This is a genomic window from Chryseobacterium sp. CBSDS_008 (genome assembly GCF_049959325.1).
Taxonomy (GTDB): domain Bacteria; phylum Bacteroidota; class Bacteroidia; order Flavobacteriales; family Weeksellaceae; genus Chryseobacterium.
The window spans coordinates 1,097,370-1,122,961 of record NZ_CP188202.1 but is presented as its reverse complement, the minus strand read 5'-3'; the positions used below and the strand labels follow the sequence as shown (position 1 = coordinate 1,122,961).

Sequence of the window (25,592 nt, the reverse complement as noted above, 5' to 3'; positions counted from 1 at the left end):
ACTAAGAACAGAACAGTAAACTTAATAAAATAAAACGCAAGATATTTATGAATCGAAATGTAATCTCCATAGTTTTAGGAGGAGGCAGAGGGACAAGACTATTCCCGTTAACGTATACCAGATCAAAACCGGCTGTTCCTATTGCAGGAAAATACAGACTGGTGGATATTCCTATTTCAAACTGCTTGAATTCAGGATTAAATAAAATTCTGGTGCTGACGCAGTTTAATTCTGCTTCCCTCAATTCGCATATCAAGAATTCTTACCACTTTGATATCTTCAGCAAAGGCTTTGTCGATATTCTGGCAGCCGAACAGAATGTGGAAAACGACAGCTGGTACCAGGGAACTGCAGATGCCGTACGCCAGTCTATGAAGCACCTTGAAAAATATGATTATGACTATATTCTGATTCTTTCAGGAGACCAGCTGTATCAGATGGATTTCAGGGAAATGCTAGACTTCCATATTGAAAACGGAGGCGATCTTACCATTGCAACCATCCCGGTCAATGCAAAAGATGCCACAGGTTTTGGGATCTTAAAATCTGACGATGAAGGAAATATTACTTCCTTCTACGAAAAGCCCGCTTATGATATGCTGGCAGACCTGAAATCTGAAGTATCAGAAGAAAACAAACATGCAGGAAAAGAGTTTCTTGCCTCCATGGGAATCTATATATTCACCAAAAATATTCTTAAAAAAATGTTCGATGAAGGTGCAGGTGATGATTTCGGAAAAGATATCATTCCCAGTTCTATCGGAAAATATAAGACATTAAGCTATCAGTATGAAGGCTATTGGACAGATATCGGAACCATTGAGTCTTTTTATGAAGCCAATCTCGATCTTTGTCTGGATCTGCCCCAGTTTAATCTGTTCTCTTCATCACCTATCTATACCAGGGCAAGGATGCTTCCACCGTCAAAAATCAATGGTTCTTACGTGAGTAAGGCTGTTTTTGGAGACGGATGCATCATTATGGCAGATAAAATTGAAAATTCAGTGATCGGAAACAGAACAAGAATTGATAAAGGAAGTACCATCGTAAATTCCTACGTTATGGGAGCTGATTTTTACCAGAATACTGCTGAAATCGTGATGAATGACAGAGGCGGACGTCCTAATATGGGAATCGGAAAATACTGCTATATAGAACAAGCAATCCTTGATAAAAACTGTTATATTGGTGACAATGTGAAGATTATCGGAGGGAAACATATTCCGGACGGTGATTATGGGACCTATTCCGTACAGGATGGGATTGTGGTGGTTAAAAAAGGAGCTGTACTGGCACCGGGAACCCATATCGGATGATAAAAAATATAACTGGTGGCCGGTTACAAATAAAAAGAGGAGACCTATAAAGGTTTCCTCTTTCTGTATATAAACTTCATTCTCTTATTGAGAAAGCAGTTTTAAGGAATATTCCAGCTCAGGGTCTTTCTGTTCCTTTAAAGATTGTAAAAAATAGTCGCTTTTAATGATATGATCAGGGATTACACCTGTGCAGTTGGCAACATTTTCCTTATCATTATTATTAAAGAAAATTTCCGTCCGCGGAATGGAAAGGGTAGATTTGGTATTAGGGAGCTTGTAAGTGAGAAACCATGCAGCAGTGGTAAAATTACTGCATGAGCCTGTTTCTTTTCCTACAATCTCTCCTCTTTTTTCAGTTTTGAATAAAGACGCAAAATAAGTGGCAGCAGAAAAAGTGCGGTTATTGGTTAGCAATATGGCCTTGCCGTCAAAGAACAATCCATCTCTCGGATAGCTTTTTATATACGTGTTGTCAAGTCTTGAATTTCCAAAATAATAATCTCCATTCTCTCCTTTGTCAAAGCGCTGTCTCATAAAATTATTCAGATCTGTAATATCTTTATCTGAATAATACTGGCTGCTTTGAGGATCTATCAGATAGTTGGTGTAATTGATGTCAACAACCTTAGTTCCGTATTTATAGTCATTATTAAAGTTTTTATTTAATGCCATAAAAGAATATAATAAAGCTACATTACTGATGGCGCCGCCCGAATTATTACGAATGTCTATAATAAGTTTTTTAGATTTTAGCGTTCTTATTTCCTGGAAATATTTTTTCAATCTTTCATAAAAAAAACTTTCATCATAAGAAAAAGATTTTACGGATAAATAATAGGTTTCCGGATCTATTTTATAACCGTAAATCCCGTAGTTTTCCGAAACCAGGTCAATGGGTAATACCGCATGTCTGGCTTCATAATAATATTGAGGATATTTTATACCATTTACTTGTATTGTTTTTTGTGATCCATTCAAAGCTTTATACTTTAAAGTATAGTCACGGGTTCGGTTCTTTAAAATGAAAGGAATATTAAAAGATATATCCAGATCTTCCACTTTAATATTTCCGTCTGCAGCTTTAGGAATTTTTTTCAGGATAGTATCTGCACTTAACCCGTTAATTTCAAGAATCTCACTGCCTGTCTCAATAGCATATTTATTTGCCCCGTTCACATATATAGTGCCATTATGTACGTAAGTTGAAAGTGGAAAATAGAAGATGGAATTCATAACATCCTCAAAATAATTGGAATCAGTACCAAAAGAACTGTGACCATCACCAATTATTCTTGTAGGATTGTTTATCAGCAAATTGATATAGCCGGGATTCTTTTTAATTTCATTACGAAGGGAATCCAGCTTTCTGGCAATAGTTTCTTTGTTATGAAACCTGTAAGGGTTAGGATGTTGTTTTTGAATAATATCAACTGCAATATCGAAATCTTTGAGATAACCGTCTTCAGGGATTTCTGAAATGGAATACTGACAAAAGCCTGTTGAAAAAAGTAAAATCAAGGGAAATAAAAATAACTTCTTCATAGAAAAATATTTAATTTTAGCCTTTTTACGCATCAAAAAATATACCGCTATTTCAGTATTTAAAAGTGGAGTTATTTTTATAAAATAACATATTAATAATTAAAATAGCTAATTATAATGCACTTATTTATAAAATGATAATTAAATAATTCACTTTTTTTACACTGCAATTTGTTTTAAGAGGATCTTTTCAAAATAACTGAGATATTGGTTACTTTTTTTATTTGTCTTACTTTTGCGTGATGCGTTTTTTTAAAATAATAGCCGTAATTCTTATTCTTGTGGTAGGAGCCTATGCTGCTTCCATGTATTTTTTCGTGGATGAAAACAAGGATTTTAAGATAGAAAAAGAAGTCGATTATCCCATAGATAAAGTCTTTTCTCAGTTTAATAATCTTCAGCATTTTACCCGTTGGAACAATTTTTTTACAAGTTCACCGTCTATTGATATCGATTATTATACCCCGTACGAAGGTCAGGGTAGTGCCATAAGCTATGTAGATCCGAAAAACGATACGGACGGGGAAATGTTCATCCGTTATGAAAACCCTGCTAAAAGCTTAAGATACCAGCTTTTTGAAGACAGGAATGAAAGCCCAACAGTGGTGGATGTTCAGTTTAAGCCTGTTTCTGCGGATAAAACAAAGATTACATGGTATGTGCACACGCCTAAACTTTCTGTGTTCAGGAGAGTAGAAAATTTCTGGACGGAAGACCGGTTTGCCGAAAATATTAATAAAAGCATGGTAAGCCTGAAAAATGTTCTGGGTAACAAAGTGGAAAAAGACAACCAGATGGCAGCAATCAAATATGACAGTCTGATGGTGGAAAATGAAGAAGACAAGCTTTTATTGGGGATTAATGTCAGTACGTCGAACAAAAAAGACGCACTTTACAAAAATATCGTAATGAATTATAATAAAGTCTATAATTTCGTGTCGATGGACCTTGGAAAAAAAGATGATGAATTCGGATATCCGGTCCTCATTACTGACGCAGATAATTACAAAGACAAGGAGGTTTCTTATTTCCTCGGAATTCCGCTTTCTAAGAAAATAGGAGTATCTGACAATAACTTTAATTTTAGGTCCGTAAATCCATCCCAAAACTACGTAATCTACTACAAAGGGAACTATGAAGGACGGATTCGGGCAATTCAGCAGTTGATTCAGAAAGCCAAAAAAGACGAGATGCGCTTCGGAGATATCCGCCAGACCTTTATTGAACGGCCGATGGAAGGGCAGGAGGTTAATATGAAGCTCTCATTAACAGTATATAAGTAATTTTTTTCTAATTTATTTTTTCTTAAGTTTTTTTAACGGTTTCAGACTGTTCTAACTCGGTTTTTTTTATTAAATTTGAAGATTAATTCTACAAATAAATTTTAATAAATAGATAAACTGTAATAATGGACAGATTTTCATTCCTGAACGCAGCTCATTCTCAATTAATTGAGGATTTATACCAACAGTACTTAAAATTCCCCGACTCCCTAGAACCATCATGGAAAGCCTTCTTTCAAGGCTTCGATTTTGCTTTGGAGAACTACGGAGATGACGATAACACCCAATTTATTCAGGCTTCGGCCAACGCTGCCCCGGCAGTACAGCAACAGATTTCTCAGGCAGTATCAAACGGAGAAGTTCCTGAGCATATCAAGAAAGAATTTAAAGTAGTAAACCTTATTGAGGCTTACAGAACAAGAGGACACCTTTTTACAAAAACCAACCCGGTTAGAGAAAGAAGACATTATACCCCTACTTTAGACATCGAGAACTTCGGTCTTTCCAAAGAAGATTTAAATACAAAATTCAACTGTGCTGTTGAAACAGGAATGAAAGAACCTGCTACTTTGGCAGATTTGATCAAGCATCTTGAAAGCATCTATTGTGATTCTATCGGAGTAGAATACATGCACATCAACAACGTTGAAGAAAAAGATTTTATCAAAAGATGGCTTCAGGTAAATGAAAACCACCCAAGCCTTTCTGCCAACGAAAAGACAGAAATTTTATTAAAGTTAAACCAGGCGGTTGCGTTTGAAAATTATCTTCACACAAAATTTGTAGGACAAAAAAGATTCTCATTAGAAGGAGGTGAAACATTAATCCCGGCTTTAGATCAGTTGATCTCAAGATCTTCTCAGCTAGGAGTAGACGAAGTGGTATTGGGAATGGCCCACAGAGGTAGACTGAACGTATTGACCAATATCTTCGGAAAATCTTACAAACAGATTTTCTCAGAATTTGAAGGAAAAGAATTCGAAGAAGATGTATTCTCAGGTGACGTTAAATATCACTTAGGATCATCTAAAAAAATCAAAACAGCTTCCGGAGAAGAGGTTTCTATTAACCTTACTCCAAACCCGTCTCACCTTGAAACAGTTGCTGCTTTGGTAGAAGGGATCTGCCGTGCAAAAGTAGATGACAAATATAAAGATTACTCTAAGGTATTGCCTATCATCATCCACGGTGATGGTGCTATTGCCGGACAAGGTATTGCTTACGAAGTGGCTCAGATGATGACTCTGGAAGGATACAGAACAGGAGGTACAGTTCATATCGTTGTCAATAACCAGGTTTCATTTACAACCAACTATATGGATGCAAGATCTTCAACATATTGTACAGACATTGCAAAAGTTACAGAATCTCCTGTAATGCACGTAAATGCTGACGATGCTGAAGCTGTTGTTCATGCCATCCACTTTGCTGCTGACTTCAGAGCAAAATTCGGAAAAGACGTTTATATCGACCTTTTAGGATACAGAAAATATGGTCACAATGAAGGTGATGAACCAAGATTCACTCAGCCTAATCTATATAAAACCATTTCAAAACACCCGAATCCAAGAGAAATTTATAAAGATAAATTGCTTAAAGACAGCGTTACTTCAAACGATGTAATCGCTAAAATGGAAACAGAATTCAAAGCTCTTCTAGACAAAGATTTTGATGCTTCCAAAGAGATTGAGAAGAATGTAATGGATCTGTTTATGGCTGAAGACTGGACGAACTACCCAATCGGAAAGAGAGGAGCAGTTCAGTTGCCGGTAGATACAAAATATGACTTGGCGAAGCTGAAAGAACTGGCCCTTAAAATGTCAACACTGCCAGCTGACAAAAAATTCATCAATAAAATTACAAGACTTTTCGAAAACCGTATCAAAGCTATTGAAGGAAATTCATTAGACTGGGCGTTAGGAGAGTGGTTAGCCTATGCAACACTTCTTGTGGAAGGCCACAATGTAAGAATTTCCGGAGAAGATGTGGAAAGAGGTACATTCTCTCACAGACACGCTGTAGTAAAAACTGAAGATACAGAAGAAGAATATATCCCGTTAAGACACGTATCAGAAAGCAGATTTGATGTATTCAACTCTCACCTTTCAGAATATGGGGTTCTAGGTTTCGATTACGGATATGCAATGGCCTCTCCAAATACATTAACCATCTGGGAAGCGCAGTTCGGAGATTTCGTGAACGGTGCTCAGATTATCGTTGACCAGTATTTAGCTGCTGCAGAAGAAAAATGGAAAATCCAGGACGGATTGGTGATGTTACTGCCTCACGGTTCAGAAGGACAGGGAGCAGAGCACTCTTCAGCAAGATTGGAGAGATTCCTTACACTTTGTGCTAACGAAAACATGGTAGTAGCCAATATTACTTCACCTGCCAACTACTTCCACTTATTAAGAAGACAGTTGAAATGGGCATTCAGAAAACCATTGATCGTAATGAGCCCTAAATCTCTATTGAGACACCCTAAAGTGGTTTCTCCGCTTGAAGATTTTGCTAACGGTGCATTCCAGCCGGTATTAGACGATCCGACTGCAGATCCTAAAAAAGTAGAAAAATTAGTTCTTTGTTCAGGTAAGCTGTACTTCGAATTATTGGCGAAGAAAGAAGAACTGAACTGTGAAAATATTGCATTAGTAAGATTCGAGCAGTTATATCCGCTTCAGGCAGATGCAATTGAAGCCATCTTCAGCAAATACGAAAACAGAAAACAATTGGTGTGGGCTCAGGAAGAACCTGAAAATATGGGTGCCTGGTCTTATATCCTGAGAAACTTCAGAGATACAGGAATCCAGGTCGTTGCTCCGGTACCAAGCGGTGCTCCGGCTCCAGGTAGCCACAAAATGTTTGAGAAAAACCAAAATGCAGTGATCAACAGAGTTTTTGACAGAGATGATGCACCTGCAAAAAGACCAGTTACAGCTTAATTCAAATAATAATCAAATTAAAAAATAAAAAATACTCGATATGTCAGTTTTAGAAATGAAAGTTCCTTCACCGGGCGAATCAATTACAGAAGTTGAAATCGCAACTTGGCTTGTAAAAGATGGTGATTATGTAGAAAAAGATCAACCTATCGCCGAAGTGGATTCAGATAAAGCAACTCTTGAATTGCCTGCAGAACAAAGTGGTATTATCACTTTAAAGGCAGAAGAAGGTGATGTAGTACAGGTAGGTCAGGTAGTTTGTTTAATTGATATGGATGCTAAAAAACCAGAAGGTGCTGCACCTGCTGCTGAAGCTCCAAAACAGGAAGAAGCACCGAAAGCTGCTGAACCTGCTAAACAGGAAGCTCCAAAACCAGCTGCTCCGGTAGCTGCTCCGCAAACTTATGCAACAGGAGCTCCATCTCCGGCTGCTAAGAAAATCCTTGACGAAAAAGGAATGGATGCTGCCCAGGTTTCAGGAACAGGAAGAGACGGAAGAATTACTAAAACTGATGCTGAATTAGCTGCCGTTCCTGCATTAGGAGGAAGCCCGCTTTCTGCAACAGGGTCAAGATCTACTACAACGACTAAACTTTCAGTTTTAAGAAGAAAAATAGCTCAGAGATTAGTTTCTGTAAAGAATGAAACAGCTATGTTAACTACTTTCAACGAAGTAGACATGTCTGAAATCTTCAGATTAAGAAAACAATATAAAGAAGAATTTGCTCAAAAACACGGAGTTGGACTTGGTTTCATGTCTTTCTTTACAAAAGCGGTTACAAGAGCATTACAAATGTATCCGGATGTAAATGCATCTATTGACGGTGACTTCAAAGTAAATTATGATTTCTGCGATATTTCCATTGCCGTTTCTGGTCCTAAAGGATTAATGGTTCCGGTATTGAGAAATGCTGAAAACATGTCTTTTGCAAGCGTTGAAGCCAATATCAAAGATCTTGCTGTCAAAGTAAGAGACGGTAAAATTACGGTTGACGAAATGACTGGTGGTACTTTCACAATCACTAACGGTGGTACTTTCGGATCTATGATGTCTACACCAATCATCAACCCTCCACAATCTGCAATCCTGGGAATGCACAACATTATCCAGAGACCGGTTGCTGTTGACGGACAGGTGGTAATCAGACCAATGATGTATGTAGCGATGTCTTATGACCACAGAATTATTGACGGTAAAGAGTCTGTAGGATTCCTTGTTGCGGTAAAAGAAGGTATCGACAATCCTGTTGAGATATTAATGGGAGGTGACGAAAGAAAAGGTCTTGGATTATAGTTTTATTGAAATATAATGTAAATATAGTATCTCGCCTTAAAAAAGGCGAGATTTTTGTATCTATTAAGAAAATACTACCATGATGTTTTCAAAAATGACTTCCAATATCAAAGTTTCAGTAATCCCTGAATATGATAGTAAAAACAGTTATCCATCCGAAAACCGTTACGTTTTTAAATACAATATCACGATAGAAAATGACGCAAGCTTTCCTATTAAAGTATTGAAAAGAAAATGGCTGATTTTTGACGTAGGATTTGGATATACAGAAATCATAGGAGACGGCGTAATAGGTCTTACCCCTGAAATAGGCACCGGCGAAAATTTCGCTTACTTCTCCAATGTTATGCTTCGTTCCGGAGTAGGAAATATGAGCGGAAAATACCTTGTTAAAAACATGGAAACACAGGAGACTTTTGAGATTGATATTCCTAAATTCAATCTGCTGTCTGAGGTGTTGAGTAATTAATTGTAGATTACAGGCTGAAAACCCGGGTTCAGTAATCTGTATATTAAAGTTTTTTGATTTTTGCCTTCATATACTCGTGTACTTCATCATTGCTGGTGAGGAAGAGTTTCTCAAATGCCAGTAAAGATATTTTGGCGCATACTTCAGCATCAGCGCCTGCTCTATGGTGAGTAAAATCAATTTTATGATATTCTGCCAATGGCTTCAGGCCATATTTAGGAAGATAATTCCATGATTTTTTGGCAAGCTGTATGCTGCACAGGTAGTTTAATTTCGGCGTAAACATCCCATAATGCTCAAGACATCCTCTTAAGACAGAAGCATCAAATCCTGCATTATGAGCAACCATAAGGCTGCCATACATCATTTCCTGAGCTTCATACCATATTTCATCAAAGGTAGGTGCATCTTTCACATCTTCGGGGTAAATTCCATGAACGGCAATATTAAATTTACTGAAATAAGGAAAACTCGGAGGTTTGATCAGCCAGGTTTTGGTTTCAACAATTTTAGAATCCTGTACGACACAAATTCCCATCTCACAAGCTGAACTTTTCTCGTGAGTGGCCGTTTCAAAATCTATTGCGCAGAAATCCATTGTTTAAAAATTATAAGTTGTTGCTGGTTGTTTTTTGTTACTAGTTCTATAGTTTAGTTTAATGTTCAATGTTCAATGTTCAATGTTTAGGGTTTTAAAGTTAAGGTTAGTTGAAGTTTATAATTTTTTATTGACAAAACTCCGGTTTTTGTATAGCCGGGAATCTGTTTTCCTAACCCTGCAACCTATTACCCGCCATCTATCATCTGCTACCTGCTACCTTTCCACCCAAAAAGTGTTTAAAAATTAACCATTTCGATTGATAAAACCGATTCTTCTGATGTTTCTGGCGAAGTTTCCATGTTCCCGGAAGCTGGGCGTAAAATCCAAAATGGGCCCTTAATACTGCCCAAAGATGTGGGAGGCCTTGCTTCAGTCCAAAATAAATTCCGGCAGCGCCATCCAGCAGTAATCTGAAAAAGATAATCCAGATTAATTGAGGAAAGGGAAGGTTTTTAAGCATCATAGAAAGATTATTTCTCATATTTAAATAAGTCTTCTGTGCGCTTTGCTTGTTAAGGGTTCCGCCGCCTACATGATAAACGCTGGATTTTCCGGTATAATAAATCTTTTTTCCTGAATTAATAAGTCTCCAGCAAAGGTCAATTTCTTCCTGATGAGCAAAAAATCTTGCATCAAACCCCTTTTGTTCCCGGAAGTCTTTTGCGCGGATAAAAAAGCAGCACCCTGAAGCCCAGAAGATCTCTGTTTCATCATTATACTGTCCTTTATCTGCTTCCAGATCATCAAAAATCCTGCCTCTGCAATAAGGATAGCCCAGATTATCAATCAATCCGCCCGCTGCACCGGCAAATTCAAAGTGACTTTTATGATGATAAGATAAAATTTTTGGCTGTACTGCAGAAACAGAAGCGTTATTTTCCAATAATTCCAGTGCCGGTTCTGTCCAGTTCTCTGTAACTTCTACATCAGAATTGAGCAGACAGTAATATTCATTGTTAATCGCTTTCAGTCCCTCATTATAACCGCCTGCAAACCCATAGTTTTTATCATTTTTAATAATCTGTACTGTGGGGAAATTCTTTTGTAGAAACTCAATAGAATCGTCCGTGGAAAGATTGTCAATAACATAAATATCCGCATTCTGAGAAAATTGAACAACACCAGGTAAAAATTTCTCAAGCCAATTCCTGCCATTCCAGTTTAAGATAGCAACTGCCAGTTTTTTCTGCATGTCAAACTATTTTTTTTCAGAATCAAAATTTTTAATGGAGTCCTGATATTTCCATTTTCTGTGTGACCAAAGATAATTGTCAGGATGTTTGTGTAGGGTGTTTTCCAATAATTTATGGAACTTTCTTACCACTTCATTTTCTGTAAATTTTTCACCATCCGGACATATTCTGTGATAATTAACCTGATAATAACCGCGTTTTACCTTTTTCATTTCACAATAGATAAAAACGAGATCCATTCTTGTGGCCAGTTTATCATATCCGATAAAAGCAGGAGTACGCTGGTTCAAAAATTCTAATCCGTAAGTGACATGAGCATGGTGAGGCGTTTGATCAGCAACAAACATATAAGCAGAATCACCGTTGTTTTTAGATCTGAAAATATTCAGGATTACTTCATTGGCTTCCAATGCTTCGTTTCCGAATTTATTTCGAACCTTTTTCATCTGATTTTCCCAGAAATCACTGTTCACCTTTCTGTAAACAGGATGGCAGTGAGCCTGGGGAACAATCTTTGCCAATGCATTGATCCATTCCCAATTAAAAACATGCCCTGCGAGCAGGATAATATTTTTACCTTCCTTTTTAGCATCATGAAAGAGTTCCTGATTGATATGCTGCATTCTCACTCTGGCTTCTGTCTCCGAAATGCTGAAAGATTTGATGGTTTCTACCAGATAATCTGAAAAATTAAGATAAAACTTTTTTCGGATCTCTTTAATTTCTTCTTCAGATTTGTTTGGGAAAGAGTTTCTGAGATTTTGGGTGATAACCTCTTTTCTGTATCCTACAATATAATAATTGAGGAAAAAGATGACGTCCGAAAAAATATATAATATTTTAAGCGGAAGCTTGGCGATCAGATATAATATTTTGATTAGAAAATTCATAAAACACGCAAATTTAGTGATAATAAAATTATGGTTCTATTTTTGCAGGGGGATATATATTATTTTTTTATTTTTATGTTATGAAAAAATTGACATTGTTAGCTTTCCTGGGATTAAGTGCTATTGCTTTTGCACAGGATGTAAAGAATTCTCCGGATAAAGGAAAGCAAAAAACAGCTCTTATAGTGCCTACTGAGCAGAAAGAGTTAGAAGCAAAGAAAAAAGCGGCTGAAGAAAAAGCTAAGCTTCCCAAACCTTATGATCCAAAAGCGGATGCTCAGGCTGATATTAATAAATTAATCGCTCAGGCTAAGAAAGAAGGTAAAAATATTATGATTCAGGCTGGTGGTAACTGGTGTATCTGGTGTCTTCGTTTTAATAATTTTGTGCAGACTACCCCTGAACTGAAGGAAATCGTAGATAAAAACTACCTGTATTATCACCTGAACTATTCTCCGGATAATAAGAATGAAAAAGTTTTTGCCCGGTATATAGATATTAAAGAAAAACAAGGGTATCCTTTTTTTATTATTTTAGATAAAAATGGAAAAATGATTCATATTTTAAAGGATAGTAGAGTTCTTGAAAAAGATAATGGATATGATAAGGAAGCAGTAATGAAATTCTTTAAAACTGGAGACATTTAATAAAAAAGAGGCTGAATTGACAGCCTCTTTTCATTTAACAATTTTCAACGTAAATGCTTTCTTCATGTGAATTATAACAAGCCGCTCCCCCGGAGTAACTGATACACGATGTACATGAACTAATGTAAACAAAAGATCCGTCTGAGCAAGTACCTGCGCAAGATCCTCCTCCTGTTAGTTTACTTAATTTTTCTCTTGATAATTTTTTTAAATTTTTCATAATGTATTTTATTTAAATAATTTGACTTTTATAAAATACATTATTATTATGCAAATTCCCTACTTAAGGAATTATTACAGTAATTTCTTTATCCAGCTTAATTTTTTCTCAGAATAAGGCGGATATTTTATATTAGGTTCACCCCATGTCGCTTTTTCAAGAACCGCTTTTTGGTGAGAAAAGGTTTCAAAGCCGAATTTCCCATGATAATTTCCTATCCCGGAACTTCCCACACCTCCAAATGGCAGATTGTCATTACTTAAATGCATCACCGTATCATTGATACAGCCGCCTCCAAAAGACAGCTTCCTGGTGAAATTTTCTTTTTCTTCAGAATTATTGGTAAAAAGGTAAGCTGCCAATGGTTTTTCAAGTTCCAGAATAGAGTTGAGTGCTGCATTGTAGCTCTGAAAGGTGATCACAGGCAGAATCGGGCCGAAAATTTCTTCCTGCATAATTTCGTCATTCCAGTCTATATGATTCAGAATAGTAGGTTCAATGTATAGTTTTTCTTCGTTGAAACTCCCGCCTGAATAGATTTTTTCACGATCAATAAGACGAATAAGCCGTTGGAAATTTCTTTGGTTAATAATTCTGGTATATTGTTCAGAATCCGGTTCGTATTTAAACTCTCTGATATATTTTCTGAGCATTTCCAGAAACTGTTCCTGAATGGTTTCTTCTACCAACAGGTAATCCGGTGCTACACAGGTTTGTCCGGCATTGAGGAATTTCCCCCAGACAATTCTTTTAGCTGCAAGTTCGAGATTGGCATTTCTGGTAACGATAGCCGGCGACTTTCCGCCCAGTTCAAGCGTTACAGGAGTGAGATGTTCTGCAGCTGCTTTGTAAACAATCTTTCCGACTTTTGTACTTCCTGTAAAAAATATCTTGTCAAATTTTAATGTTAAAAGTGCTGTTGTTTCCTCAATACCCCCTTCATAGACATACAAATATTCAGGTGGGAAATTTCCATTGATGATGAAAGCCATTGCGTTCATCGTATTTTCTGCAATTTCACTGGGCTTAAGAATACAGCAGTTTCCGGCAGCCATTGCCGCAATAATGGGAGAAAGTGACAGCTGATAAGGATAATTCCAGGCTCCGATTACCAATATACAACCCAAAGGATCTGCATAAATTGTACTGTGTCCGAGCTGATTGACGAGATTGGTGCTTACTTTTTTAGGCTTTGACAGCGATTTTAAGTTTTTGATATAATAATTAATATCATTCAGAATGAAGGATAATTCTGTGGTGAAAGTATCAAATTCTGATTTCCCGAAATCCTTCTTAACAGCTTCATACAGCATTTTCTCATTTGAAATAATAAGACTTTTAAGCTTTTCGAGGTACATTTTCCGAAAGGCAAGACTTTTGGTTTGCTGCGTTTTAAAAAAATCCCTTTGGCTCAGTAAAATTCTTTCAATTTCCATTCGTAAGCTTTTGTATTAAACGTAGTGGTCTGTGCAATATTGCGATAAAAAACACGAACAATAAACCGGCCAAAGTGATGGAGATGGAAGATGGGAACGGGAAGTTACTCCCGGTCATTTAAAGGTAGGAAGTTATTCAATAAAAATTATTAAGTTTTATATATTTATCTAAGCGACTTTAATTATTATATAGGCCTTCCAGCCTCCAGCTTCCTCTGTTTTACATGATATTTCTTATGACTATTTTTACCGGATGATAAAGCAGCAGGCCGATTGCTGTAACAATTGCTAACCAGAAAAGTCCTGTAAAAATTTCCATATTGGAAAGAAGAATAGATTGGGCTGTAATTTTGGCTTTAAAAGCTCCTGCAGTCATAGATAAAGAATCATTAACTGACAGTTTTGAGATATTAGCCCCGAAAAGCTGGCTCCATTGGCTGTAAAATACAGGATTGGTATCTGTGAAGTTGGCACTGAGTGTATCGGAATGTTTTAATGTTAAAAAAAGCATCAGATTCTGCATTAGGGCATATCCGATAGCTGTTGTCCAGAAACGCGTTGTAGTTCCCAAAGCTGTAGCATTGGATACGTATTCTTCCGGAGTTCCTGAGATTAGAAAGAAAACAAGCGGTGTAAATAATAGTCCCTGAGCGATTCCCTGCAGAAATAATGGCGGACAGATCGTTGAAAGGGTAGTGTCAGGATAAAAAGTATAGGTAAACCAGGCACAGTCAATGGCAAGCAGCAGAAAACCTGTAAAGAAAACAATTCTTGAGGAAATCCCGCGAACCAGACAGATTCCCGATAATAATATTCCCAACAGCGTTCCTGCCACATTCCAGTATTGGATGTTCACAATATAATCCCACGGCCACTTCCATACGGTAGCCATGATGCTGTATACATTATTCAATCCGGAGCGGATCAGGTAAAAAATGAAAAACAAAATCATTCCGGCAATCACATTCTTTGAACTTAAAACTTCAAAATGGAATAACGGTCTCTTGGAATTTCTCTGTTTAAGCATAAATAAGCCTCCTGAAAGCAGGAATATAAACAGGCACATGATAATAGTATCGGATTCGAACCACATGAGTCTTTTACCATAAATAACAGCATAACCGCCGGCCTGCAGACATACCCAAAGTAAAAACCAGCTGGTAATATCCAGTTGGTACAAAGGCTTTTTAGGAAAGAATCTGTTTCTGTTGAACAGGGCAATACCAATAATCAGTACAAACACATGAAAATATACCATCATCAGGACCATATGCTGAAAATCGTAATTCTCAATGCTTGATTTCAACAGGGAAGTGGTTATTGTTCCTCCGGTGAGCATGATCGTATACATGAAGAGATACGCTAATACCTTGGCATGTTTTGTCTTTAATTCCGCAATGATCAGAGGAAGGAAAATAGCGCCTTCCAGCAACCCGAAAATTCCTTCTAAAAACCGGATTACCAATATAACATGATAATCATGAGTTACTGATAAAACATAGAGGATTATCACGGAAATGGAGGCCATCAGCAGGACATAATATTTGACGCTGAAATATGCCATAAACCGTTGTAAAACTAAAAGGGTAACCACAAATGTCCCATACATCAAAATCATTAAATACTGGATGTCATCTGAATCTGCATCCATAAAAGAAGAGGTGAAGGCGCTGTTGGAATGTAAAAGCGACAACAACATCAAATGGGGAAACAATGCCAATATAAGAAGTGGCAGCTTCAGCCATTGTGGTACCCATTTATGATAAATTGTATTGTGTTGCATAATTTGTAAGCATTAAGCTTAGAAAAAAGAGATGGAAAATGAACAAATTTGTCATTAAGCCGGATTTAAAAAATGCGAAAAGACAAAGGGCAAAGGTGTAAACAAGTAAAAGGTAAAAGGGCAAATATGCTAAGAAAAAATTGGCAGATTCGCTATTTTGCGGCTTGTCTTTTCGCTAAAAAAATAATTTAATTTGAAAATTTGAAAATGGGAGAATTTGAAAATAATAATAAAACCGGATATTTTATACTCTAATATTCTAATACCCTCAAACACTCCCACACTCAAACTCATATCTTCTTCGCACTCACCAGAACATTCATCCCGGAAAGCAGTTTTTCGTTGTCTTTATTGTTATCTAGAATAATTTTCACGGGAAATCTCTGTTCGATTTTTACAAAATTTCCCGTTGCATTATCCGGTTTTACTAATGAAAACTGAGATCCTGAAGCTGGAGAAACAGAAAGTATTTTTCCTTTAAATTCTACATTGGGATAGGCATCCGCTGTAATAATTACTTCCTGGCTTTGGTCAATCTGTCCTAGTTGTGTTTCTTTATAATTCGCAATGATCCATTTTTCTTTGCTTACGATCTGAACCAGCGCCTGACCTTCTTTAATCAACTGCCCTTCCTGAATGGCCTTTTTTCCTACCCATCCGTCATAAGGAGCGGTGATCACCGTATAAGAAAGATAAAGTTTGGCATTATTAAGGCTTGCTGAACTCTGCTGGATCTGGCTTTTTACGGGAGCAACTTTAGTCTGCTGTTCATTTGCACCGGCTCTTACTGCATTTTTCTGCTGTTCCAATGCCAGAAGATTGGCCTTTGACTGTTCATAAGAAGCTTTCACATTCTCAAATTCCTGTTCGGTGGCAGCATCTTCTGCCAAGAGGTTTTTATATCTTTTATAATCCTGTTCCGTTCTCCAGATGTCAATTTTTGCGGAAGCAATTTTAGCATCAATAATCTTGGTATCACTTTCTTTGGTGCTGACACCGCTTTCAATAGTGCTGATGGTTGCTGTATTCGCATGAAGGTTAGCTTCTGCCATGTGTACCTGATTCACAAACTCTCTGTTGTCTATGACAATTAAAGTATCCCCTTTGTGTACAAACTGATTTTCGTTAAACTTTATAGTTTTAATGAACCCTGATACCTTACTGGATACAGGCGTGATATATTGTTCGATCTGTGCATCATTCGTTGTCACATTTTTTCTCGAAAAAAGATAAAAACTTACCATTCCTGTGATTCCGCTTATAATCAGGATCCAGGCCAGCAAAGTAATGGACTTGTTGATTCTTTTTTCCTTTTGTGTCAGTTGTTTCTGTGCCATAGTTTTTATAAGTTTCCAATCGTATATTGGAGTTGGTAGTATTTAAGTTGTCTGTTGATTTTTACGGAAATAAGATTAGATTCAGCTTCCAGATAAGTATTGTCGGCGTCTATCAGCTCAGTGATAAGACTTAGCTTATTGGCGTATTTTGTTCTTACGATGCGGTAGTTTTCCTTAGCCTGATTAATGGCTTCTTCTGCAATTTTTACTTTCTGATCCGTCTCTTCGAACTTTTTGTAAGCTTCATACACACTATGTCTTACATTTTCTTCATTTTCTTCGATCTGAAGCCTGGCAAGATCAATATTTTCCCGTGCTTCCTGCATTCTGTATTTATTTTTATACAGATTCTCGATAGGATAAGTAAGGTTTACCCCTACCATTCCCAGGCGATACGCATAAGGTTCAGGAGGAAAAAACATCATATTCGGATACTTTAAAAAATATTCTCCGCCAGCCGTAATTTTGGGTAAATAATTCGCTTTGGTAATCTTTTGATCCAGTTCCTTCAATGAAAGATTTTTATGGGTAATTGCAACAGATTCATTTTTGTTTAAAGCGGTTTCTGTCAGTTCATCAATATAAGGAATGGCAGCATTCTCCGAAATAAGATCCTCTGTATTCACATGCATTTCCTGACTTTCCGGAAGAGAAAGAATAGTTTTAAGCTTATGTTCTGCAATCTGAATATCGTTATCCAGCTCTGTCCAGCTCATCTTATGATTGGAAAGCTGCAGTGAGGTTCTTAAAACTTCGTTTACAGTAACAACACCATTGGCTTTAAGAGCTTTTACCTGCTTGATATTGACAGAATCTTCCTTCATCTTATCATTAATGAGACTCTGCTGCTCTTTTAAATGATGAATCTGCAGAAAAGCTGTAATGATTGCCATTGTAAGCTGTCTCTCGTCCAGATGTGTTTTTAAAGCAGAAATTTCAGTATCAATAGACGCTTTCTTTTCAGCATTTTTTATTTTACCACCCATGTAAACCGGGATAGAAGCCGATAATGTAAAATCATACATTCCATTGATCACATCATACTTGGTGGCTTTGTTGAATACACCATCCTGATGCTGAAACAAATTGGTTACCTGATTGTAGCTTGTATGAAATTCAATGTCCGGAAGTTTTTCCATTTTGAGGTCTTTCTCTTTGGTAACGGACATTTCCTGTTTCAGATGACTTATCTGTATGTTTTTGTTGTTTTTCAGACCAACCTCTACAGCCTGCTGTAGGCTGAGATGCTGATAATCTATCATCTGTGAGTATAAAAAACTACTCAATAATAAGAACAACGCTATGCACAGATACCGGCATGCGTTAAATATGATATTCATAAATTAATTAAAGGATTTTTGCTAAAATGATTTTGATGCAGCAAAGTTACGATGAGGAACTGCAGACTCTATTTGTGAAAACAGAAAAATATTTGCTCATTTACGCCAATTTAGAAAATCTTCTTACCTTTATAGTATGAACAACAGCCATTTTAAAGCCGTAGAAGAAGATGATGCGGAATTCTATATTTACCATGTCCTCACAGGTAATGTAACTACAGAGATTCATTATCACAGTTCTGCACAGTTAGTCTATGCAGAGGGCGGTATCGTACATGTTTTTACGGATCAGAGGCACTGGTATCTTCCTGCAAGATGCTTTATGTGGATTCCTGCCGGAACGCCCCATTATATTTTTTCTACCAGCCCGAAAGTTGATTTATATAATTTTTATTTTAAAAAAGAAGAACATGAAAGTGGCTTTTTTGATGAAATAAATATTTATTCCGTTAATAATCTGCTTCGGGAGATGATTTTATACACCAAAGAGTGGGATGGGAAAATCACAAAAAATGATTGTGATAAATATTTTTTCCTCAAAGCTTTTAAAGGAGTTTTACAGGAGAAGAAACAAAAACATCTGGCATTTCCGATACAGCATCCGTTTCCAAAAGATGAAACATTACTGAAGATAGCGCGCTACATTCATGCTAACCTTGAAAAACCCCTTACGATAGAATCTACGGCAAAAGAATTCGGATTGAGCACGAGAACCCTTTCAAGGAAATTTAAAGAGATTCTGGGCATGAATTACGTCCGTTTTCTAAGAGCCTTAAGGATTACCCGTTCTCTTGAGCTGATGCTTGAAGGAAAATATAATATGTATGAGATCGCGATGATGGTAGGATACAACAGCCTGTCGTCTTTCAGCAATATCTTCAAAAAGGTAATCGGTATTGCTCCTACAGAATATCAGCATAAACTGAAAGGGGATAAGTAAGGAGTGGGAGGGTTTGAGGGTTTGAGATTGATTCGGGTTACGGGTTGCATGGTAGCAGGTTTTATAACGCTGGATAAGATATATCTACTACATACTTTGCTTCTGAACCAAATAAGGCTGGGAAAAGCTCTTTTAACAAGTAATAACAGTTAAGATTTTCTACATTCCCCTTCCCCGAAGGGGTGGATTTTTGCAAAGCAAAAAGACGGGGTAGTTCTATGCGCAATCTTTTCCAAATTCCACAAAAAAACCACCTCAATAAATTGAAGTGGTCTGTATTGTGAGAAAATCTCAGTCGCTTATATTAATTAAGCTTCTTCAGATTTAACTTCTTCTTTTTTAGCAGCAGGAGCAGCTACAACCGGAGCGTCAGATACGATATCGAATTCGAAATTGTACTCAACGTTTCTGTGTAATCTGATGTTTGCTGTTACTTTACCAGTTCTCTTAATAGTGTTCCCTGGAATTTTGATGTATTTCTTCTCTACAGAAACTCCAGCTTTAGCAAGAGCAGCAGAAAGATCTGCATTGTTGATAGATCCGAATAATTTATCACCAGAACCTACTTTTGCAGGAATAGTGATAGAAGTTTTCTTCAATTGCTCAACTACAGCGTTAGCAGCAGCGATTAATTTAGCTTCTTCTTCTTTTCTAGCTTCTAAAGTAGCTTCTAAAGCTGCTTTGTTTTTAGGGGTAGCTAAAAGTGCAATTCCTTGAGGAAGTAAGTAGTTTCTAGCATAACCTGGCTTTACGCTTACTGTATCAAACTCAAGTCCTAAGTTTTCTACGTCTTGTTTTAGGATAATATCCATTGTTGTTGTCCTTTTTTGGGATTTTAGAGTGAACTAAAATCAAGTTAGAATTAATGATGTATTCAGCAACAAAAGAAGAGGATACCTCTTCTTTTATTTATTTTTTGTCTTATTTCAATAAGTCAGCTACGTATGGTAGTAATGCAAGGTGTCTTGCTCTTTTGATAGCAGCAGAAACTTTTCTTTGGTATTTTAAAGAAGTTCCAGTGTATCTTCTTGGTAAAATTTTACCTTGCTCGTTTACGAATTGTAATAAGAAATCAGCATCTTTGTAGTCAACGTGCTTAATTCCGTATTTTTTGAATCTACAATATTTCTTTTCAGATTTTGTATTGATATCAAGCGGAGTAAGGAATTTTACTTCTGATTCTCCTCCAGCTGAGGCTTGTTTAGCCATTTCATCTATTGCCATGTCTTGTCTTTTTAAAAAATAGGGTTAATAATTAAGCTTTAGCTGCTTTTACTTTAGTTCTTCTAGTTACAGCGTACTCAACAGCATGCTTGTCAAGTTTTGTAGTAAGGTAACGGATTACTCTCTCGTCACGCTTAAATGCCAATTCTAAATCAGCTACTACACTACCTTCTCCTTTGAATTCGATTAGAGTATAGAACCCGTTCTTTTTCAATTGGATAGGGTAAGCTAATTTTTTTAATCCCCAATTTTCTTTAGCAACGATTTCGCAGTTCTTTTCTTTGATAAGATCTACATACTTGTTCACTGCTTCCTCTACCTGTGACTCAGATAGAACGGGAGTTAAAATGAAAACAGTTTCGTAATTGTTCATAATGTTAAATGAATTTGTTAATTATTTCGAGGTGCAAAAGTAGAAAATAAATTTGTAATATGCAATATTTGGAGTGAAAATGTTTCTGGTGTGGGTTACGAGTTTAATATTTAAGTTGGGGTTTTAAGTTTAAAATTCTTGAACCATTCCTAATGTATTCCAATAAAAGTATCCTTAAAACTTCATAATTCGCAATAATGACGGACAACTGAACCAGGCTTCGTATCCCGTATCCCGAAACTAATCCTTCTCCCTGATCTCCGTTAGAAAATTCACCTTCAACACATCATACAAAGAATGTCTGCTCACTAAAATAGAGGCAATGGAAGATACCATTCCGGCAAGCATCAGATGGAATATCAATGAGTGTCTGTCTGTCATTTCCAGCACAATAATGGCTGAAGTAAACGGAGCTCTCGTAATTCCGGTAAGAAAAGCTACCATTCCGGCCAGAACTACTACATTGGTTTCGTTGGGTGTTAAATGAATGGCTCCCGAAATAACAGAGCCTATACTTGCTCCGGCAGTGAGAGCCGGTGCAAAAATTCCGCCCGCCCCTCCGGAAGTAAAAGAAAGGGCAGGGCCAAGCATTCTCAGAATAGGGACGTACCAGTCTTCATGCTTGTCCTTGGTGAAAAGTACCCGCTCCATAATTTCTTTTCCTGAACCCAGAATTTCCCTGTTGATAAAATAAGCGATGGAAGCAATAATTAATGCACAAATAATCAGAAAGACTACATTTCCCTTATCTGTTTTCAGTTTTTTTTTCTTCCAGCCATTGATTTTTAGCATGCTAACAGAAAGCTGACTGGCCAGAATACCGGCAGTAGCTGCAACGAGTACGATCGGAAACATGACCATTAAAGAAACACCATTGGTTTTCGGATATCCTAAATATAAATAAGAGCCTGCCAGTGTTTGAGCAGTAAGACCAGCGATAATTACCGCCGTAAACAAAGCTGTTTTAAAGTAATTGATATGGGTTTTGGACAGTTCTTCCACCGCAAAGACAATTCCTCCCAACGGGGTATTGAAGGCTGCCGCAAGTCCTGCTGCCGCTCCGGTCATGATCATGTTTTTCTTGGAGATTTTCGGCCACCATTCAGGAAGATATTCGTTGACCTTTCTGAAAACAGAACCTGCAATCTGAATAGTTGGACCTTCACGTCCTACAGCGCCTCCTCCGATTACCAGAACGACAGAAGAAAGGATTTTGAAAAAAATAATCTTAAGGCTCAGAAGGCTCCTGATCTTTCGGTGTTCTTTGGGATTAGCCAATTCTACTGCCGCCATCACCTGAGGAATGCCACTTCCTTTGGCATTGGGAGCAAATTCTTTCACCAGCCACCAGGAAAGGACGAATCCAATGGGAGCGATAATGAAAATCATCCATGCATGCCAGTTAAAGATAAAATTCATCAGGTTTTCACCCCATGCAAATACCTGTGCATAGATCACCGCAAAGAAACCTGTAATCACAGATCCTATCCAGAAAGGAATCGCCTGAAGCAGATTATGCTTCAGCTGTTCGTTCCGGATGTTATCGAAGGAATTTTTGAGGGATTTTTTTATGAGGACGAAAAGTTTCAGCATCTGCAGGTTTTGAGGGATGAAATTACGGTAAATTTTGGAAATTATATTTCGTTTAAAAACTTTGAGATGATTTCAGCATTTTCAACCGTAAGAATATCAGGTATACCAAAGCTTAAAATGCTGTTTCTAACTTCAAGCTTAAAGCCTTCATCAGAGAAGCTTTTTATTGTTTCTTTTCTTTTTTGGGTTAAAAAGTTCATGGTTTTAAATGAATCACTTCCCACGACATAAAAATCTTTAAAGTCAGGATCTTTAAAATTAATGGAGAAACTGTTGAAGATTCCTGCAATCTTATCCATTAGCTTTTTTTTATTAATGGAAATATATCCAAATTCTTCTTCTAGTTTTTTTAATCCCCAAAGCTGGATAGTGTCATATTTACGATCTAAACGTCCGCCTTTGGAATTTATTCCCACTTTACTGACGATAAAAAGATAGAAAGGGTTATTGCTGTTATTCATATCCTTCACCAGGTAACAGATGCGTGGAATAAATAACGGATACATATCAAAAGAGCTGAACTGCTCATATGGAGACTCTTTGATATCAATGATTGTAATATCATACGATAAAGAAAGCAGATTATAGATTTCGGTAATGAGTTTTTCATCCGGTTCTGTGAAATCAAAAAACCTTGTGACGTCATATTTCCTATAATCCGGATCCATTTTCTTATAAATTATTTGTTTAAAAATAATGCTAATAAATCTAATTTCCTAGAAAGTTTATTATTATATAATAATAGATTTGAATAATTGTTATTTTGTAATGTAAATTTAAGTTTTATTGATAATTTAATAATGATTTTATTTGTTGTTTGTCCTTTTGAGATTTACTCAGCCTAATCGATTAAAACAAAAAAACCTCCGATTAATCGAAGGTTTAGTATTTAAAATCTGCAAAATACCTATTGCTGATTACTCATTACTTATATTTCTGTGTTCAGATCCCAGTTTTCAAGGTAGTCGTGAACATGCTTCAGCATCATTCCTCCTAAAGATCCGTCTACCACTCTGTGGTCATAAGAGTGAGACATGAACATCAGATTTCTGATCGCAATTACATCCCCATCTGCTGTTTCAAGAACGGCAGGCTTCTTAACAATAGCACCGATTGCTAAAATAGCTACCTGAGGCTGAGGAATGATCGGTGTTCCCATAAGGTTTCCGAAGCTTCCAACATTAGAAATGGTATACGTTGCTCCCTGAGTGTCTTCAGGTCTTAATTTTTTGTTTCTTGCTCTGTAAGCCAGGTCGTTGATTGCTTTTGCAAGACCTGAAAGTGATAACTGATCAGCATTTTTGATGACAGGAACAATAAGGTTTCCGTCCGGAAGGGCAGTAGCCATACCGATATTAATGTTTTTCTTCTTGATGATATTTTCACCATTTACAGAAACATTGATCATTGGGAAATCCTGGATTGCTTTCACAACAGCTTTTACGAAAATCGGCATGAAAGTCAGTTTTTCACCTTCGCGTTTCTCAAATACTGCTTTGTTTTTATTTCTCCATTTTACAACGTTAGTAACGTCAGTTTCAATGAAAGAAGTTACGTGTGGAGCAATCTGTTTTGCTTTTACCATGTTTTCAGCGATGATTTTTCTCATTCTGTCCATTGGAATGATCTCATCACCTGCATTTACCGGAATCGTAGCTGCTGGTGCAGATACGGCTGGTTTTGGAGCAGAAGCTACTGCCTGTACAGGAGCTGCCTGAGCTGGCTGGCTTCCTCTGTTAGCAACGTAAGCTAATATATCTTCTTTTGTAATTCTTCCTTCCAAACCGCTTCCTTTAATAGATTTCAGTTCAGTTTCAGAAATATTTTCCTGTTGTGCGATAGATTTTACGAGTGGAGATAAATAAAGATCTCCTGAGAATTCTACGTTTGAAGCAGCTGCGGGTTGTAAAGGCTCTTCAATCGTTTTTAAAGTTTCAGCATCCGGAGCCGCTGCCGGAGTTTCAGTTTTTACTTCTTCTGAAGCTGCGCCTTCTCCTTCAATTTCTAAAATAGCAATGGCTTCACCTACTTTTGCAACTTCATCTTTTTGCTTTAAAATTTTTACAATTTTCCCCGAAACTGGTGTCGGAACGTCTGAATCTACTTTATCTGTTGCAATTTCTACTACGGAGTCATCCTCCTTTACGTTATCACCTTCATTGAATAACCAAGTGATAATTGTCGCTTCCATAACCCCTTCTCCCATGGAAGGAAGCAATAATTTGTATTCTGCCATTTTTGATTTTTAGATTTTGACAAATATATAAAAAAAATCGGTTTTTTTAAGAAATATATAATCTTAGCTGAATTCAATATAGATATTTTCGCCCACATTCAATCCAAACAGGCTTTTAGCGCCGTTTTTCTTGCTTCCTTTATAGATGGTAAGCTCCAACAACTGGCTATCATTGAAGATTGCAGCAGACTGTCCGTGAAATTCGGTCTCTCTTTCCCAGTCTGAAACGACTTCCGTATGGCTGGAAAATATCCTTGAAAGGCTTAAATTTCTGAATTTTATGGTGAAACTGTTATAGCCTTTACTGATATTTTCGAAAAAATCTTTGTTGATATTTGATATTATATTTCCGAAATTGTCAATATAGGTAACTTCACCAATAATCATACCTTCGGATTCATTATAAACCGCCCGTGGGAACATAAGCTGCTTGGCTGTGCTTATTTTTCTTCCAATTACTTCAGGAAGTCCGCCATTGGCAAGATGTACCGCTGCCGGAACAAAAATATCCGTAGAAGTAAAGTTGATGACATCATCAAAACGGTTGTTCAGCGTAAGCTCATAGATTGCTTCCGGTTTAATATCAAAAAATATAAGGCTTAAAAGGCCGTTGTCCGCTGCCAGAAAGTAAGATCCGTCCGCTTTATAAATGATATTCTTTCTGGATCTGTTGTAAAAACTATCAACAGAAAGGATATGAATGGTTCCTTTAGGAAAATATTTATATGCATTTCTTACAATATACGAAGTCTGTATAAGGTTGAATGCCTGGATATCGTGGGTTATATCAATAATATTAACCTCAGGGTTTAGAGACAGAATTTTGCCTTTCACAGCGGCAACTCTGTAATCTAAATTTCCGAAATCCGAAGTAAGGGTAATAATTGACATGAGCAATTTATAGAATAGTGTAGTATTGCAAAGTTATTT

General features: G+C 36.9%; 23 protein-coding genes. 7 read left to right on the top strand and 16 right to left on the bottom strand.

Annotated features, from left to right (window positions below):
• Positions 1-47 precede the first annotated feature (47 nt).
• Positions 48-1,316 (top strand): glucose-1-phosphate adenylyltransferase, encoded by a 1,269-nt coding sequence (locus ACP3T3_RS04950; protein WP_426478808.1) that lies wholly within the window; start codon positions 48-50, stop codon positions 1,314-1,316.
• Positions 1,317-1,400: 84 nt separating this feature from the next.
• On the opposite strand, the gene ACP3T3_RS04945 is transcribed toward ACP3T3_RS04950, so the two are convergent.
• Positions 1,401-2,861: a S41 family peptidase gene (locus ACP3T3_RS04945; RefSeq protein ID WP_426478807.1), complete on the bottom strand. Its 1,461-nt coding sequence runs from the start codon at positions 2,859-2,861 to the stop codon at positions 1,401-1,403.
• Between the two features lie 242 nt (positions 2,862-3,103).
• On the opposite strand from ACP3T3_RS04945, the gene ACP3T3_RS04940 reads away from it, so the two are divergent.
• The 4 genes from ACP3T3_RS04940 (at position 3,104) to apaG (ending at position 8,849) form a co-directional block, all read left to right on the top strand.
• Entirely contained in the window at positions 3,104-4,144 is a 1,041-nt protein-coding gene (locus ACP3T3_RS04940; RefSeq protein ID WP_426478806.1) for an SRPBCC domain-containing protein, read from the top strand.
• Between the two features lie 125 nt (positions 4,145-4,269).
• Positions 4,270-7,086, top strand: coding sequence for a 2-oxoglutarate dehydrogenase E1 component (locus tag ACP3T3_RS04935; RefSeq protein ID WP_426478805.1), 2,817 nt, complete (start codon positions 4,270-4,272; stop codon positions 7,084-7,086).
• Positions 7,087-7,126: 40 nt separating this feature from the next.
• Positions 7,127-8,380: a 2-oxoglutarate dehydrogenase complex dihydrolipoyllysine-residue succinyltransferase gene (odhB, locus tag ACP3T3_RS04930; RefSeq protein WP_426478804.1), complete on the top strand. Its 1,254-nt coding sequence runs from the start codon at positions 7,127-7,129 to the stop codon at positions 8,378-8,380.
• 79 nt (positions 8,381-8,459) lie between these two features.
• Positions 8,460-8,849 carry a Co2+/Mg2+ efflux protein ApaG gene (gene apaG, locus ACP3T3_RS04925; protein WP_426478803.1) on the top strand — a complete coding sequence of 130 codons (390 nt, stop codon included), beginning with the start codon at positions 8,460-8,462 and terminating at the stop codon, positions 8,847-8,849.
• A gap of 43 nt (positions 8,850-8,892) precedes the next feature.
• Here the strand turns inward: apaG and ACP3T3_RS04920 are convergent, their stop codons facing one another.
• From ACP3T3_RS04920 to ACP3T3_RS04910, 3 genes are all read right to left on the bottom strand, one after another.
• Positions 8,893-9,447 (bottom strand): 3'-5' exonuclease, encoded by a 555-nt coding sequence (locus ACP3T3_RS04920; RefSeq protein WP_426478802.1) that lies wholly within the window; start codon positions 9,445-9,447, stop codon positions 8,893-8,895.
• Between the two features lie 202 nt (positions 9,448-9,649).
• Positions 9,650-10,642 carry a glycosyltransferase family 2 protein gene (locus tag ACP3T3_RS04915; protein WP_426478801.1) on the bottom strand — a complete coding sequence of 331 codons (993 nt, stop codon included), beginning with the start codon at positions 10,640-10,642 and terminating at the stop codon, positions 9,650-9,652.
• Between the two features lie 6 nt (positions 10,643-10,648).
• The gene (locus ACP3T3_RS04910; RefSeq protein WP_426478800.1) at positions 10,649-11,533 is read right to left on the bottom strand and encodes a lysophospholipid acyltransferase family protein; all 885 of its coding nucleotides are present in this window, start codon (positions 11,531-11,533) and stop codon (positions 10,649-10,651) included.
• Positions 11,534-11,613: 80 nt separating this feature from the next.
• Between ACP3T3_RS04910 and ACP3T3_RS04905 the strand changes: the two genes are divergently transcribed.
• The gene (locus ACP3T3_RS04905) at positions 11,614-12,180 is read left to right on the top strand and encodes a thioredoxin family protein (RefSeq protein WP_426478799.1); all 567 of its coding nucleotides are present in this window, start codon (positions 11,614-11,616) and stop codon (positions 12,178-12,180) included.
• A gap of 34 nt (positions 12,181-12,214) precedes the next feature.
• Here the strand turns inward: ACP3T3_RS04905 and ACP3T3_RS04900 are convergent, their stop codons facing one another.
• The 5 genes from ACP3T3_RS04900 to ACP3T3_RS04880 all read right to left on the bottom strand — a co-directional run bounded on the left by ACP3T3_RS04900 (position 12,215) and on the right by ACP3T3_RS04880 (position 18,296).
• On the bottom strand, positions 12,215-12,400 hold the full coding sequence (locus tag ACP3T3_RS04900) for a bacteriocin-like protein (protein WP_426478798.1): 186 nt from the start codon (positions 12,398-12,400) through the stop codon (positions 12,215-12,217).
• A gap of 74 nt (positions 12,401-12,474) precedes the next feature.
• Positions 12,475-13,836: an aldehyde dehydrogenase gene (locus ACP3T3_RS04895; RefSeq protein ID WP_426478797.1), complete on the bottom strand. Its 1,362-nt coding sequence runs from the start codon at positions 13,834-13,836 to the stop codon at positions 12,475-12,477.
• A gap of 220 nt (positions 13,837-14,056) precedes the next feature.
• The gene (locus tag ACP3T3_RS04890; protein ID WP_426478796.1) at positions 14,057-15,619 is read right to left on the bottom strand and encodes an MFS transporter; all 1,563 of its coding nucleotides are present in this window, start codon (positions 15,617-15,619) and stop codon (positions 14,057-14,059) included.
• 290 nt (positions 15,620-15,909) lie between these two features.
• Entirely contained in the window at positions 15,910-16,956 is a 1,047-nt protein-coding gene (locus tag ACP3T3_RS04885) for an HlyD family secretion protein (RefSeq protein WP_426478795.1), read from the bottom strand.
• A 5-nt stretch (positions 16,957-16,961) separates the two neighbouring features.
• Positions 16,962-18,296 (bottom strand): TolC family protein, encoded by a 1,335-nt coding sequence (locus ACP3T3_RS04880; RefSeq protein WP_426478794.1) that lies wholly within the window; start codon positions 18,294-18,296, stop codon positions 16,962-16,964.
• A gap of 136 nt (positions 18,297-18,432) precedes the next feature.
• On the opposite strand from ACP3T3_RS04880, the gene ACP3T3_RS04875 reads away from it, so the two are divergent.
• Entirely contained in the window at positions 18,433-19,236 is an 804-nt protein-coding gene (locus tag ACP3T3_RS04875; protein WP_426478793.1) for a helix-turn-helix domain-containing protein, read from the top strand.
• 308 nt (positions 19,237-19,544) lie between these two features.
• Here the strand turns inward: ACP3T3_RS04875 and rplI are convergent, their stop codons facing one another.
• From rplI to ACP3T3_RS04840, 7 genes are all read right to left on the bottom strand, one after another.
• On the bottom strand, positions 19,545-20,048 hold the full coding sequence (rplI, locus tag ACP3T3_RS04870; protein WP_426478792.1) for a 50S ribosomal protein L9: 504 nt from the start codon (positions 20,046-20,048) through the stop codon (positions 19,545-19,547).
• A 109-nt stretch (positions 20,049-20,157) separates the two neighbouring features.
• The gene (gene rpsR / locus ACP3T3_RS04865) at positions 20,158-20,460 is read right to left on the bottom strand and encodes a 30S ribosomal protein S18 (protein ID WP_002979091.1); all 303 of its coding nucleotides are present in this window, start codon (positions 20,458-20,460) and stop codon (positions 20,158-20,160) included.
• Positions 20,461-20,491: 31 nt separating this feature from the next.
• Positions 20,492-20,833: a 30S ribosomal protein S6 gene (rpsF, locus tag ACP3T3_RS04860; protein WP_047374382.1), complete on the bottom strand. Its 342-nt coding sequence runs from the start codon at positions 20,831-20,833 to the stop codon at positions 20,492-20,494.
• Between the two features lie 240 nt (positions 20,834-21,073).
• Complete coding sequence (locus ACP3T3_RS04855; RefSeq protein WP_426478791.1) at positions 21,074-22,426, bottom strand: chloride channel protein; 1,353 nt, start codon at positions 22,424-22,426, stop codon at positions 21,074-21,076.
• Positions 22,427-22,467: 41 nt separating this feature from the next.
• Entirely contained in the window at positions 22,468-23,094 is a 627-nt protein-coding gene (locus ACP3T3_RS04850; protein WP_426478790.1) for a hypothetical protein, read from the bottom strand.
• Between the two features lie 260 nt (positions 23,095-23,354).
• Positions 23,355-24,662 (bottom strand): dihydrolipoamide acetyltransferase family protein, encoded by a 1,308-nt coding sequence (locus ACP3T3_RS04845; protein WP_426478789.1) that lies wholly within the window; start codon positions 24,660-24,662, stop codon positions 23,355-23,357.
• Positions 24,663-24,725: 63 nt separating this feature from the next.
• Positions 24,726-25,553, bottom strand: a complete 828-nt coding sequence (locus tag ACP3T3_RS04840) for an SAM hydrolase/SAM-dependent halogenase family protein (protein WP_426478788.1) — start codon at positions 25,551-25,553, stop codon at positions 24,726-24,728.
• Between the last annotated feature and the right edge of the window lie 39 nt (positions 25,554-25,592).

Excerpts from the sequence above, each read along its gene's own strand:
- ACP3T3_RS04845 (WP_426478789.1), bottom strand. The coding sequence starts at position 24,662 with ATGGCAGAATACAAATTATTGCTTCCTTCCATGGGAGAAGGGGTTATG.
- ACP3T3_RS04900 (WP_426478798.1), bottom strand. The coding sequence starts at position 12,400 with ATGAAAAATTTAAAAAAATTATCAAGAGAAAAATTAAGTAAACTAACA.
- ACP3T3_RS04920 (WP_426478802.1), bottom strand. The coding sequence starts at position 9,447 with ATGGATTTCTGCGCAATAGATTTTGAAACGGCCACTCACGAGAAAAGT.
- ACP3T3_RS04945 (WP_426478807.1), bottom strand. The coding sequence starts at position 2,861 with ATGAAGAAGTTATTTTTATTTCCCTTGATTTTACTTTTTTCAACAGGC.
- ACP3T3_RS04935 (WP_426478805.1), top strand. The coding sequence starts at position 4,270 with ATGGACAGATTTTCATTCCTGAACGCAGCTCATTCTCAATTAATTGAG.
- ACP3T3_RS04880 (WP_426478794.1), bottom strand. The coding sequence starts at position 18,296 with ATGAATATCATATTTAACGCATGCCGGTATCTGTGCATAGCGTTGTTC.
- ACP3T3_RS04850 (WP_426478790.1), bottom strand. The coding sequence starts at position 23,094 with ATGGATCCGGATTATAGGAAATATGACGTCACAAGGTTTTTTGATTTC.
- ACP3T3_RS04840 (WP_426478788.1), bottom strand. The coding sequence starts at position 25,553 with ATGTCAATTATTACCCTTACTTCGGATTTCGGAAATTTAGATTACAGA.
- apaG (WP_426478803.1), top strand. The coding sequence starts at position 8,460 with ATGATGTTTTCAAAAATGACTTCCAATATCAAAGTTTCAGTAATCCCT.
- ACP3T3_RS04890 (WP_426478796.1), bottom strand. The coding sequence starts at position 15,619 with ATGCAACACAATACAATTTATCATAAATGGGTACCACAATGGCTGAAG.
- odhB (WP_426478804.1), top strand. The coding sequence starts at position 7,127 with ATGTCAGTTTTAGAAATGAAAGTTCCTTCACCGGGCGAATCAATTACA.
- ACP3T3_RS04895 (WP_426478797.1), bottom strand. The coding sequence starts at position 13,836 with ATGGAAATTGAAAGAATTTTACTGAGCCAAAGGGATTTTTTTAAAACG.
- rpsF (WP_047374382.1), bottom strand. The coding sequence starts at position 20,833 with ATGAACAATTACGAAACTGTTTTCATTTTAACTCCCGTTCTATCTGAG.
- ACP3T3_RS04875 (WP_426478793.1), top strand. The coding sequence starts at position 18,433 with ATGAACAACAGCCATTTTAAAGCCGTAGAAGAAGATGATGCGGAATTC.
- ACP3T3_RS04905 (WP_426478799.1), top strand. The coding sequence starts at position 11,614 with ATGAAAAAATTGACATTGTTAGCTTTCCTGGGATTAAGTGCTATTGCT.
- ACP3T3_RS04940 (WP_426478806.1), top strand. The coding sequence starts at position 3,104 with ATGCGTTTTTTTAAAATAATAGCCGTAATTCTTATTCTTGTGGTAGGA.
- ACP3T3_RS04910 (WP_426478800.1), bottom strand. The coding sequence starts at position 11,533 with ATGAATTTTCTAATCAAAATATTATATCTGATCGCCAAGCTTCCGCTT.
- ACP3T3_RS04915 (WP_426478801.1), bottom strand. The coding sequence starts at position 10,642 with ATGCAGAAAAAACTGGCAGTTGCTATCTTAAACTGGAATGGCAGGAAT.
- rplI (WP_426478792.1), bottom strand. The coding sequence starts at position 20,048 with ATGGATATTATCCTAAAACAAGACGTAGAAAACTTAGGACTTGAGTTT.
- ACP3T3_RS04950 (WP_426478808.1), top strand. The coding sequence starts at position 48 with ATGAATCGAAATGTAATCTCCATAGTTTTAGGAGGAGGCAGAGGGACA.
- ACP3T3_RS04885 (WP_426478795.1), bottom strand. The coding sequence starts at position 16,956 with ATGGCACAGAAACAACTGACACAAAAGGAAAAAAGAATCAACAAGTCC.
- ACP3T3_RS04855 (WP_426478791.1), bottom strand. The coding sequence starts at position 22,426 with ATGCTGAAACTTTTCGTCCTCATAAAAAAATCCCTCAAAAATTCCTTC.
- rpsR (WP_002979091.1), bottom strand. The coding sequence starts at position 20,460 with ATGGCAATAGATGAAATGGCTAAACAAGCCTCAGCTGGAGGAGAATCA.